We start from the raw sequence: 12429 nt of genomic DNA on the forward strand, positions 1-12429 counted from the left end.
CCAATTCGAAAATGTCCCTGCCGATTAATTCATTTTCAGGATAGCCGATTAAGTCCACCGCTTTGCGATTAAGACCGGTCAGTCGAAGATCGCTGTCATAGGTATAGATGGCATCGCCGGCATTTTCATAAATCATACGGTAGCGTTCCTCGGAATGTCTTAAAGCCTCTTCCGTTTCCAGACGTTTCTTTAACTCGTTATCCAATTCTTTAAAGGCACTCTTGGTGCGTTGACAGATTGTATTGATTGCGTCCACTAATTGATCGATCTCATCCGGGTAAGAGTTTTTTTTCCGACGTCTGGTCAGGTTTAAAGAAAGATCAGTTTGGGTCAGGTCAAATTTGCTGAAGTATTCTACAAGGGTTTCCAAAGGCCGGGAGACCATGCCCTGGAAAATAATCAGAACAAAAAAGGCCATTATAAAAATCCGAATCCCGGAGATTGGAAAAATGAGGACAAATTCTTTGAATAAATTTTTATACACATTTGTTAATCCGGTTTGGATCGATAAGGTCCCCAGGTGCCAGGGTTTGTTTTTATGGTAGTAATAGATGGGAAAGGTTTGAACGGGACCGGGATATTTAGGAGGGGTGCCACAAACCGCAATGACCTGGTTTTTATCTTCTATTTTGGCCCATTCCAAATTGGGGATCCTGACAATTTCTTCCAGTTGGGCCTGGACCAGGCCCCGGTCCATCCCCTTCAGGCTGGAGGCTAAACCGGGCAAGGCATTTTGGCAGATTCTTCGGCTTTCTCGTTGTAAGGATCGGATCTGATCGCGGTAAGAAAAAGAGAGATGGATAAAGATGTCCAAGATAACAAGGATCAGGCTGAGTATAAATAATATCCGGATAAACTTCCAGACAATCAATTGTCGCAACTTTTTGCTTTTCATAAGTCGATCGAATTCCTAAACGGTTCCTAAAGCGCTGATCGGCCATTGAAAGATTAATGAAGAAAGGATTCATCTTCCTTGCCGTTCAGACACTGTCGGGATATCACCGGTTCTCGGTTTAAAAGCCTCCCGGTATCTTCCCTGACGGCTTGCCTGTCGGTTTCCAGGACCTTCCGGATTACCTGGGCTATCTCAGACCGGACAATGGGTTTCATAACTAATTCCTTGATCCCGATAGACCTGACTTGCTCCAGGTTAAGCCCTGCGCTGAATCCGGTGCAGAGGATGATCGGAATTTCCGGGCGAATTTTTAAAAATTTTTCCGTCAGTTTGAGGCCGGTCAAATAGGGCATGGTCAGGTCGGTAATGATTAAATCAAATTCGGAGGGGAGATCCTCGAAAAGTTCCAGGGCCTCCTTGGCATTCGTCTTGGCCGTAACCCTATAGCCTAATTGTTCCAGCATCTGTTGGCCCATATCCACAATGGCCTCTTCGTCATCGATCAAAAGGATCCGTTCCTTGCCAGTTCGGAGATCGGGAAACCCTTTGATTTCTTCCGTGGCCGTGTTGTTTATCCTGGGGAAAAAGACTTGAAAGGTGCTGCCATTACCGGGTTTGGAATCAACGGATATTTCCCCTTCAAGACCTTTAACAATCCCATGGACTACCGACAATCCTAGCCCTGTGCCTTCCCCGGGTTTTTTAGTGGTAAAGAAGGGATCAAAAATACGTTCTTTCACAGCCGGATCTATTCCGACTCCGGTATCGCTTATGGTTAATTTTAGATAATTACCCGGCTTGAGATTTATCGAATCGGGTCTTTTCAAGAATCCCAGTTTGATCTCTTCCAAACCCACTTCCAAGACCCCTCCGGTTAATGCCATGGCCTGGGCGGCATTGGTACAGAGGTTCATAATCACCTGATGGAGTTGGGTGGGATCAGCCAAGACCCGACCGCCATCGTTTTGGATATTTTGATGTAGTTCAATGGTCGAAGGGAGTGAGGCCCGGAGGAGTTTAAGGGCTTCTTTTATGATGATCTCCGGTTGGATGGGATTTTTTTCCTGTTCGGTTTGACGACTGAAGGTCAGGATCTGGTTGACTAAATCTATGGCCCGGTGGCTGGCTTTAAGGACCTGTTCCAGATCCCTCCGTATGCGAGTGACCTCGGATTCCTTATAAAGACAAATCTCCGTATAGCCCATGATGGCCGTCAGGATGTTATTGAAATCATGGGCGATGCCGCCGGCCAGGGTCCCGATAGCCTCCATCTTCTGGGCCTGGCGGAGCTGTTTTTCCAATTGGAGTTCATGGGTGACATCCCGTTCCACCCCCACCAGATTAATGATCGTCCCTTGGGCATCGCGGATCGGAGAAAGGGTGGCCTCGACCTCGTAAGAACCGCCGTCCTTTTTTATTTTAGTCAGGTTGCCCTTCCAGGTCTTGCCCTGTTGAAGGGACTCCCGGACCGCATCAGAAAAGATTTTGTTATGTTTTTTTCCGCTCAAGGTTACAATATCCCGTTCCAGGATTTCTACCCGATCATAACCGCTGATCTTCTCAAAGGCCGGGTTTGCATATTCAATCAATCCTTGAACATCGGTAATCAAGATGCTTTCGGCCGCCTGATTGACGGCCGCGGCCAGTCGATTCAACTCGGCCTCGTTTTCTCTGCGTTCGGTGATATCCCGCACCGCGCCGACCACTTTTTCATAATGGCCTGATTCGTCAAAGAGCGGCTTAGTCATGATCTTGGCCGGGAATTCTTCTCCGTTTTTGCGTTTCATCGTATGCTCGGTTTTATAGAACCCCTTGTCCTGATAGTTTTGTTGGGCTTCTTGACCAAACCGGTGGTACAATTGTTCCGAGGCATGAAGAAATTGGATATTCCGGCCCACCATTTCCTCCCGGGAATACCCGAATATTTCCTCTGCCGTCTTATTGCAATCATAGAGGACCCTCTGTGGATCGGTCACTATGACGGCTTCGTCCAGGTTAGAAAGGATCTTCTCCAAAAGATTACGGGATTCCTTAAGTTCCTCTTCCTTTTCCTTAAGCTCGGTAATATCAATCCCCAATTCCATTACCAGGGATGAACCGTCTGTTTCACTGAAAAAGTAGTTGTAGATTCGATAGGTCTTTCCACCCTTGCGGCTTCCTTCCCATACTTGCGGCTCCCGGGTTTCAAAGACCCGGAAGGTAGGACATTCCCGGCAGGGCTGATCGAACCCTTTAAAAATTTGGAAACAAAATTTTTCCTTGGGATCGCCGAAATACTCCAGGAAATATCGATTGGCATAACGAATCGTATAATCAGGGGCCTGGAGATAGACCGAAGCCGGCAGACCGTCCAGCAGGGTAAAAAGTCTTTTTCTTTCTTTTTCCGCGGACGCCTCGGCCTTGCGGCGTTCATTTAACTCCCGGCGCAAGGTCAGGGTTTTTTCCTGGATTTGTTTTTCCAATTCATCGGTATGGATGATCATTTTCCCGGCCAGGGGTCGAAGAAGAAAGACCATACCCAGGCTGCAAAGGAGGATCAAGGCCAGGGTGCTTGTCCCAATGACCGCTATTTGGCTCCTTATGGGTCCATAGAGCTCTTGCCCATCCATTTTAACAATAATCACCCAATCTGTATTTCGAATCGGGGCGAAGGCCATTACCTCCTGACCTTGGGTAAGGTAAGAGGATGGAATAATTCCGGTCTCTTTTTGAAAAGCCCTTTGAAAGCCTTCCCTTAACCGAGAATCGTCTGAAATATTTTGACGTATTTCTTTTCGTCCGGTCTTAGAGGAGAACAAAAGACGGGGCTGTCCACCTTCCCGGACCCCCAATAAAATCTCGCCTGTCTTTCCCAGACCGGAATAATCGCCGATAATATTCTGGAGGTGGCCGAGGTTGAATAAAACGAGGTCTGTTCCGACCTGAGTGGCATAACGGTCCAGAATCGGAACCCCGATCAGAAGATAAAAGGTGTTGTAGAGATGGATGGTGGACCGGGAAATTGTCGGAGCGGTGTTCTGGGATACCGCTGTCCGGTATTTCAAGGGGAGGGATAATCCCACTTCACCCAGAAGGTTTCCCTCTGAATCCAGGAGGGTGATACCGGCCAGATTTTCCGATCCATAGAGTGAATCGGTCAAAAACTCCTGGACAAAAGTTTTGAGCCCTTTTAGATTTTCTGCCTGTCTATAATGGGATTCCAGTCGTTGGCGGATGGCCGTTCGATTGCTGATCTGTACGGCAATATCGTAACAACGGGAAAAATATTCCTCAACGGGCAGGCTCCTGTTTTTTGCAGAGAATAAGAGGTTTTTTTCCTCGCCGGTTTTTAAATTGTTATAAAGGGGGAAGATGCTGGCCAAGGCCAGTATCAGTCCGATTAAAAAAATGCCCAAAACAGAATAGGTCACAATTTTTTTCTGTAATCGACCTGAAATAGTTTTTTTCATGATTTTTTTTCACAAAAAACAGATGACCTCCTTTGTATTAGTTTAAAAATCGTTTCCATTATTTTCGGACAGTGCGATAAGCCGATCGGTTCGGGTGGGCCCGGGGACCGGCAAGATTCTTTGAGTAACCCCTGGAGCCGGAATACGGGCCCGATTTACCCTGTTCCGGGAGGTGGACAGAGTGGGGACCCCATTAACACGTCCATTAATCACGACCACCAGATCATCGACAAATTTTTTCATTTCCTGGGCCTGGGCATTGAGTTCTTCGGAGGCCGAAGCCGATTGTTCGGCATTGGCGGCGTTTTGTTGGACCACCTTGTCCATTTCGGCCAGGGCCTTGTTGATCTGGTCGATTCCCTTGGATTGTTCGCTGGAGGCCGTAGCAATTTCCTCTACCAACTGGCCGGCCTTTTTGGAGGTAAGGGCGACCTTTTCAAAGGCTTCGTTAGTCTCGGTAACAATAGCCGCTCCTTTTTTAACCTTAATGACCGTATCTTCTATCAGATCAGTGGTATGCCGGGCGGCCTGGGCCGCCCTCAGGGCCAGATTCCGGACTTCATCGGCCACCACGGCAAATCCGGCACCAGCTTCTCCGGCTCGGGCCGCTTCTACGGCGGCGTTCAAGGCCAACAGATTGGTCTGGAAGGCAATCTCATCAATAGTTTTTATGATCTTGGCGGTTTCTTCACTGGCCTTGGAAATCTCATTGATGGAAAGGTTCAGATTCTTCAAAGTATGATGGGCCTCTTGAACGACCTGGCCGCTCTCGGCCATGAAGAGGTTGGCCTGGTTGGCATTAAGGGCGTTCTGATCAGTCATGGAAGCGATCTCTTCCATGGAAGCCGCACTTTCCTGTAGTCCGGCGGCTTGTTGTGAGGCCCCTTCAGCCAGAGACTGACTGGCGGAAGATACCTGCTCTGCTGCCGAGGCCACCTGCCCAGAGCCATCAATAAGCCCTTCGGTTACACGATGAATCGGACGGGTGATGCTGCGGGTGATAAAAAAAGCCATCCCTAATCCCAGGGAGATGGCAATTAAGGCCCCGGCCATGATACCGGTCTGGGCCTTGGCCATCTGGGCTTCCATCTTCTTTTTCTGATTGAGACGGACCTCGTTGCACTCTTTTTCAATGGCCCTGCCGGTTTGGGCCAGGATTTTATCGATCTCCGGCAGACCCTTATCCTGTTCCTCTTTTGAACCGTTGGTCTTCAGGTCGGTTAACCGGACGATGGTCTTTTCATAATGGCCGATGGACTCCAGGACCTGATCGGTCTGTTGAATGTCCTTGGGGTCTTTGAATTTTCCCCGGGTTTCCTGAGCCTGTTTTTTTAATTGGGAAACGGACTGGTTTACCTCGTCAATCCATTTCTTTTCCCCTCGAAGGATAAAATTTTTTTCGTGCCTTCGTGCCTGTAAGAGCATTTCAATCATTTTGGTGGTATCATCGGCCTTTTCAATCCGCACGGCCATAGTGTGCATGCCGTTCCAGCCGATCGAGGCAATACCTCCTGTTAAAAGGATTAACAGCAAAAAGGAACCCAATATCTTTGTTCTTAATTTCACATGAGTAAACATGAATGATTCTCCTTCCATCATTTTTTTACTTAATGCTGACCCTCTACCGTTTTATCGGTCATTTCCGGACTCCCCTTAAATTTTTCCCGGTTGTCTCTTCCGCTGATGATAAGGATTGATTAAGGGGTTGGGGATGATTGTCATCTTTGGTTCGCAATAGATGTGCCAGTTTGGAGGAGGAAAAGGAAAATAATATTTTAGGCAATAATCCTGGTAACTTAAATCAGGTAAACCTTGAAAGCCCTGGTAAGGTAAGGGCGTTAAAGCCGAAAAAGCCTTTTATATAGTTTACACTTTGTAAAAATTTTTTAAAAAAGTCTTGACAAGGCTTTTAAAAAAATATAATCAGATAATCTGACAATCTAATCATATTACAAATTATCCGGTAAGGGAAAAGCCGTGAGCCGAATTCTTAAAAAGAAGACCGCTGATTATGTCCTGGAAGAAATCCGTCAAATGATCCTGAAGGGTCAGTTGAACCAGGGCGATAAGCTGCCCAACCAAAATGAATTCGCCGAGCAGTTGGGTGTCAGCCGGCCCAGTTTGCGCGAGGCCCTGCAGACACTGACGCAGATCGGCGCTATCGAGCAGCGTCCGGGAATGGGCACGGTGCTGGTTTCCAAGGCCCACGCCCTTATCGCCAACAACCTGAATCTGCCCTTTATGTCCGATGCCCAGGGGACCATCGAGCTGACCGAAATCCGGCATCTGATCGAAACGGGCATGATCGCCCTGGCGGTGGTCAGGGCCACCAATGAGGAGATCGCCGAAATCGCTGGGGTCTTGAAAGAGGCCGTGAAAGCGGCCCGGAAGGGCAATATCGAAGAATACTATCAACAGGATCTGGTTTTTCATCATTTGATTGCCAAAGCCACCCACAACCGATATGTGATGCACGTTTTCCAGACCATTCGTCAATCCCTGGAACAATTTCTCCGGGAAGCCTTTTTGGTTATGCCGGAAGCCATAGATCAATCGGCAAAGGACCATCTGGCCATATTGGAAGCCTTAAAATCGCGCAATCAGGGAAAGGCCGTAGAAGCCATGTCCCGCCATCTCCTCATGGTTCAGGAGAAGATAGAAGGGTTTTATCAAAAGAAACAGGAGGAAGGCCATGGGGCCTGATTCGTCTCAAAAGGTTTTTTGCGGGATCCTGCCGAACAGGGAGGGCCGTTGATGAAAATCGATCAGGATACCTGTGCCGGCTGCGGCGCCTGCGTCCCCTATTGCCCGGTGGAAGCCATTATCTTCCATAAAAAAGATCCGGCCAAGAGACGGAAGGCCTTTGCGGAAATCGACCGGGAGGCCTGTGTGGAATGTTCGGTCTGTTTCAAGGCCAAAGTCTGTCCGACCGAGGCCATTTGGGATGAATCTCTGGAATGGCCAAGAATCCTGAGAAGGGCCTTCAGCGACCCCTTTCACGAGCACAAGGGGACGAACGTTCCCGGAAGGGGGACCGAAGAGATGAAGACCAATGAGGTTACCGGACGTTTCCGGGACGGCTTTATCGGAGTCGGCCTGGAGTTCGGCCGGCCCGGGGTCGGTGTCCGGTTGGGTGAGACCGAGAAGGCGATCAAAAGGCTGATCCCAATGGGAGTAGTCCTGGAACCTCTGAATCCATTGACCCAACTGATCGAGAATCCCCAAACAGGGGATTTGAAAAAGGATGTGAAAAACGAGAAGGTCCTTTCGGCCATCGTCGAGTTCATCGTCCCTATTGAGAAAGCCCAGGAGATTTTTGCCCTGATTAAGGTGATCGCCTCGGAAATCGATACGGTTTTTTCGCTGGACCTGATCAATAAGGTGGGGCCTGACAGGGACATTCCCCTGGTCCGGGAGTTGGAAAAGGCCGGGCTGGATTACTCGGTGAACGGGAAGGTGAATGTCGGTCTGGGACGTCCTTTGTATCAACCGTGATACAGCCTGTTAAACCTTCGTGCAGGTCTGATGCGGGCATAGACGTAGAATGAAAAAACGAATATCGAATATCGAATAACGAATCATGAATGTTGAAGTAAGGTTGGTTTTGAACCCGCAACCCGTAACTCGTAACCCGTAACGGTATTTTCGTATTAAGGAACGAGAATTGAAATGACACACACACTACACCGACAGGGCAGCCTCCTGGATTTAAGAGAAGATTTTGTGGTTTTTTCCATGGCCTGTCAATCGGTCAACGCCAGGGGTTCCGTCCCTAAAATCCGCAAGATCTTTGAGATTATCGAGAAGTATCAGCCGGTCAACTTCGGGGATGTCAAGACCGGAAACTGCTTCAAGGCCACAAAAGAGGCGATGGAGGGCAATTTCCAGGAGAACTCTTATATCCATTTCGTTTTTACCTCCAGAGAGATCGTCGGAAAGGTCCTCCGGGACTTGAAAAAGGCCGATGTCGGTCTTTCGGTAGTAGTCAGCGGGGTGGTGAATGACATTGATCAGCTCTGCCGTCAGGCCGGGCTAAAAGTCCATACCGTTGAGTTTTCAGGCGGAATCTACGGGAGAACAGACCGTCTAACTGAAGGACCAGTCCTTGAGATAACCACCATGTGCGGCCATGGTCTGATCGCAGGTAATCTGGTCCGACATCTGGTAAAACAGGTCAGAAAAGGGAAGAAAAAAGCGGAAGAGGCGGCCAGTGAGCTGGCCAGGCAGTGCCAGTGCGGTGTCTTCAATCCCCAGAGGGCCCGGCATTTGATCGAGCAAATGAGCAAAAAGGAATAAGTTCTAACCAACTCGCATGCCCCTAATGGTGCCAGGAAGCATGAAAAAGCGAATGTCGAATATCGAATAATGAATATCGAATATTGAAGGGGAGTTCCCTTTAAATTCCGAAATCCGAAATCGGAATCTATTTTCGTACTAAACCCTCATGCCCGGAGCGGGCGCCACGAAGCATGAAAATGAATTTTGCCAGAGGTCGATTTTAATTGTTTTTTGTTTGCTTTGAGCTTTCAGCTTTCAGCTTTGAGCTGTTTTCGAACTAAAGAATTATAGGGAGGCTATATGATAGAACAAATAAAATCTTTCACGGATTGGAAACAGGGGGTGGGCAGGGTCAAGATGATCATCAATGGGGAGTCCATGGAAGCCGGTGACGGCCGATGGCTCTCCGTAGAAAACCCGGCTCACAAAGGAACGGAAGCCGGTCTGGTCCCCAGGGGAGGGTCGGCCGAAGTAGATCTGGCGGTCAAAGCAGCAGCCGAGGCCTTCGTATCCTGGAAAAAAGTGCCGGCCAGGGAACGGGGCAAAGCTTTGCTAAAGATAGCCGATGCCCTGGAGAAGGAACAGGAGGAATTCGCCAGGCTCTATTCCCTTGAGACAGGCAACGCCATTGCCACCCAGTCCCGAGGCGAGGTTATGATGACGGCCGATCTGATCCGCTATTTCGGCGGGGTGGCCAGTGAAATCAAAGGAGAGGTATTGCCCCTGGGCGAGCAATTGTTCAGCTACTCCCGCCGGGAGCCCGTAGGGGTGGTGGGCGGCATTGTCCCCTGGAATGCGCCCCTGGCCTTAAGTGCCTTGAAGATCTCCATGGCCGTGACGCCCGGTAATACCCTGGTCCTCAAACCTTCGGTGGAAGCCCCGCTGACGGCCGTCAAACTGGTGGAACTCTGCAACCGGTTCCTGCCCAAAGGTGTGCTCAATGTGGTTACCGGAACAGGTTCCGAATGCGGCCAGGCCCTGATCGGGCACCCCCTGGTGTCCAAGCTTTCCTTCACCGGCTCTACGGAGGTGGGCAGCACCATTATGCGGGCTGCGGCCGAACGCATTATCCCGGTCTCCCTTGAACTGGGCGGGAAAAGCCCCCAAATCGTCTTTCCCGATGCCGATGATGATACCACCGTCACCAATGTCATCAACGGTATGCGTTTTGTCCGCCAGGGCCAGTCCTGCACGGCCGGGGCCAGGCTTTTTCTGCCGGAGGCGATCTTCGATTCCTTCCTGGAAAAGCTGGTGGCCAAACTGAAGGGCCTGAAGATCGGTGAGCCCCTCGATGATTCTACCCAGATGGGGGCCATCGTGAATGAGACCCAGTACAAAAAGGTGGTTTCTTATATCGCCGAAGGGCTTAATCATCCCGGGGCCAAAACCTTGTGCGGCGGTCTGCCGCCCCAAACCGGGATGCTATCCGAGGGCTATTTCGTTGAACCCACAGTGTTCGTCGGGGTCAAAAACGACTGGCGGATCGTCCGGGAAGAGGTCTTCGGTCCGGTACTGGTGGCCATCCCCTGGAAAGAGGAGACCGAGGCCATCCGCATGGCTAACGACAGCCATTACGGTCTGGCCGCTTTCATCTACACCCATGACCTGTCGAAGGCCTTACGGACGGCCCACGAGATCGAGTCCGGTTTTGTCCAGGTCAACCAGGGCGGTGGCATCCTTCCGGGACAATCCTACGGGGGCGTCAAACAAAGCGGCCTCGGCCGCGAATGGTCTCTGGAAGGCATGCTGGAAAGTTTTACCCAGCGCAAGACCGTCACCGTCAACCTGACTTATTAAAGCAGCAACAAAAGGAGGTTTACCTATGCAGGAAACATTATCCCAAGGGGATCCGCGCTTTTTCGAAAAGGTCGATTTGAGCGAGGTGATCCTGACCCGTTTTCACCCCGGCGACGATCTGTTCCAGGTGCTTATCAAAACAGTCCAGGACCAGGGATGGGAACGGGCGGTTATCCTCTCCGGCATCGGGAGTCTGGAAGAAGTGGTCTTCGTGGCCCCCAAACCGGGTTTCAGTATACCGGTCCGACCGGCAGAAAACCTGAACAAAATCGAAATAAAGGGACCCTTTGAACTGATGAGCATCGAGGGCAATATTGTCCCTTTGGTAGGGGAATTCGGGAATCTGAAGCACGGCGACCCGGTGCTCCACATCCACTGTCTTCTCTCCCACGGTAACGGCGAACTGACGGGTGGCCATATGGTGGGGGCCAAGGTTTTCACTACCACAGAGATCTTCCTGGCCCATATCAAGGGCTCAACGGTCAAGAAGAGCAAGAGCGCCGTCACCGGATTGATGGAGTTCAGAAATGATCTTTAATACGAAAATAAAGTTTCAAGATGCAAGATGCAAGTTTCAAGTACGAACACCTTAGACCTTGAATCTATTTTCATGCTTTCGTGGTGCCACGCCCTAATGGTGGCATGAGCGCTTAGTTCGAAAACAGGCTATAGGCTATAGGCTATAGGCACGAGGTTATAGGAAAAAAATCAGGGAAATCATTTAACCTATTGCCCATAGCCGCCAGTTTAAAAATCGAAACCAGATAACATCTCAAAAAGGAGGCCACAAATGATGCGTTTAGACAAAAAACTTTTGGGAATGGCTGCCCTGGCGGCCATCGTTGGCTTGCTGACGGTCCTGCCGGTCCTGGCGGCCGATACCGTTAAAATCGGGATCATGTATTCCTTGACCGGACCGGGCTCCAGTATCGGTACCCTTCAGGAAGAAGGGGCCAAATTAGCCATAAAGGACCTTAACGACCGGGGCGGGATTACCCTGGGCGGCAAGAAGGTCAAAGTGGAAGGGTTATTCCGGGATGATGAAACGAAACCCCAGGTGGCCATACAGCGTCTTCATGAAATGTCCAAAGATCAGGGGGTAACGCTCCTGGTAGGCAGTACCTTCGGGAATATCAACATGGCCCTCAACAATGAAATCAAGAAGACCGGCCATTATTATCTTTCCACCAATGGGGCCCCGGAAACCTTTTTTCAAAAGGCGGTAAAGGCCCCCTATGCCCTTAACATGACCGCCACCAGTGAGTCGGCCGGTGCGGCGGCGGCCATTTTTATGGCCAAAAAACTCAATGCCAAAAAGATTGCCTGCTTTATGCCTGATTATGTCATCGGAAAGACGACCTTCGCCGGTTTCGAGCAGGCCGCCAAGACCTTGCCGAATTTGAAGTACCAGGTTTTCTGGGTGCCCGTGAATACCACTGACATGACCCCCTATTTCATAAAGGTCAAGGAATACAACCCGGATCTGGTCTTCATCGGTTCCTGGGCCAATGATGCCATCAGCGCCCTGAAGACCTTTGCCGAGATGGGTCTGGGTAAGAACATGAAGGCCCTGCATTTCTGGCTGATGAACGTTTTCGCCACTGGCATTCCACCGGAGGCCATGGAAGGTATTTACGGACAGATGTGGTGGTACTGGGATATGAGCGGTTTCAAAGATGCCGAGGTGGTCAAGGCTTCCAAGGCCTTTTCAGAAAAGTACATTAAGACGTATAATGCACCGCCTGATCCTTATGCCATGAATGCTTATTTCGGTGTCATGGAGACGGCCCGGGGCATTGAACTGGCCGGCAGTACGGATCCTGAAAAGGTCTATAATGCCTTGATGCAGAAACCGGAATTTTTCACCGTCAAAGGTCCGGTCCATTGGAGAAAGGATGGACGGGCGGTGTACAAATATGCCACCTACATGATCAAAGGGAAAGGTTCTGCCGGGCGCAAGGGGATGTACAAGAATTTTGATTATGCCCAGATCCTGGATGCCTATGGGGG

General features: G+C 50.0%; 9 protein-coding genes. 6 read left to right on the forward strand and 3 right to left on the reverse strand.

Annotated elements, in window-relative coordinates; translation table 11 throughout:
- The 3 genes from HY879_24710 to HY879_24720 all read right to left on the reverse strand — a co-directional run.
- The coding region (locus HY879_24710) for a PAS domain S-box protein (protein MBI5606546.1) at positions 1-895 on the reverse strand (895 nt) is incomplete at its 3' end.
- A gap of 53 nt (positions 896-948) precedes the next feature.
- The gene (locus tag HY879_24715; protein ID MBI5606547.1) at positions 949-4344 is read right to left on the reverse strand and encodes a PAS domain S-box protein; all 3396 of its coding nucleotides are present in this window, start codon (positions 4342-4344) and stop codon (positions 949-951) included.
- Positions 4345-4386: 42 nt separating this feature from the next.
- Positions 4387-5922, reverse strand: coding sequence for a methyl-accepting chemotaxis protein (locus HY879_24720; protein MBI5606548.1), 1536 nt, complete (start codon positions 5920-5922; stop codon positions 4387-4389).
- A gap of 399 nt (positions 5923-6321) precedes the next feature.
- Here HY879_24720 and HY879_24725 point away from each other — a divergent pair, with 399 nt between their 5' ends.
- From HY879_24725 to HY879_24750, 6 genes are all read left to right on the forward strand, one after another.
- Complete coding sequence (locus HY879_24725) at positions 6322-7047, forward strand: FadR family transcriptional regulator (GenBank protein ID MBI5606549.1); 726 nt, start codon at positions 6322-6324, stop codon at positions 7045-7047.
- A 51-nt stretch (positions 7048-7098) separates the two neighbouring features.
- Positions 7099-7839: a 4Fe-4S binding protein gene (locus HY879_24730; GenBank protein ID MBI5606550.1), complete on the forward strand. Its 741-nt coding sequence runs from the start codon at positions 7099-7101 to the stop codon at positions 7837-7839.
- Between the two features lie 174 nt (positions 7840-8013).
- Positions 8014-8640 carry a hypothetical protein gene (locus HY879_24735; GenBank protein ID MBI5606551.1) on the forward strand — a complete coding sequence of 209 codons (627 nt, stop codon included), beginning with the start codon at positions 8014-8016 and terminating at the stop codon, positions 8638-8640.
- 282 nt (positions 8641-8922) lie between these two features.
- Positions 8923-10419 carry an aldehyde dehydrogenase family protein gene (locus tag HY879_24740; GenBank protein MBI5606552.1) on the forward strand — a complete coding sequence of 499 codons (1497 nt, stop codon included), beginning with the start codon at positions 8923-8925 and terminating at the stop codon, positions 10417-10419.
- 25 nt (positions 10420-10444) lie between these two features.
- Positions 10445-10957: a DUF296 domain-containing protein gene (locus HY879_24745; protein MBI5606553.1), complete on the forward strand. Its 513-nt coding sequence runs from the start codon at positions 10445-10447 to the stop codon at positions 10955-10957.
- Positions 10958-11209: 252 nt separating this feature from the next.
- A partial coding sequence (locus HY879_24750; GenBank protein MBI5606554.1) for an ABC transporter substrate-binding protein occupies positions 11210-12429 on the forward strand: 1220 nt, incomplete at its 3' end.

Source organism: Deltaproteobacteria bacterium (assembly GCA_016219225.1).
Taxonomy (GTDB): Bacteria; Desulfobacterota; RBG-13-43-22; order RBG-13-43-22; family RBG-13-43-22; genus RBG-13-43-22.

Coding starts and splice junctions, on each gene's coding strand:
- HY879_24720 (MBI5606548.1), bottom strand. CDS start 5,922: ATGTTTACTCATGTGAAATTAAGAACAAAGATATTGGGTTCCTTTTTG.
- HY879_24735 (MBI5606551.1), top strand. CDS start 8,014: ATGACACACACACTACACCGACAGGGCAGCCTCCTGGATTTAAGAGAA.
- HY879_24740 (MBI5606552.1), top strand. CDS start 8,923: ATGATAGAACAAATAAAATCTTTCACGGATTGGAAACAGGGGGTGGGC.
- HY879_24745 (MBI5606553.1), top strand. CDS start 10,445: ATGCAGGAAACATTATCCCAAGGGGATCCGCGCTTTTTCGAAAAGGTC.
- HY879_24730 (MBI5606550.1), top strand. CDS start 7,099: ATGAAAATCGATCAGGATACCTGTGCCGGCTGCGGCGCCTGCGTCCCC.
- HY879_24715 (MBI5606547.1), bottom strand. CDS start 4,344: ATGAAAAAAACTATTTCAGGTCGATTACAGAAAAAAATTGTGACCTAT.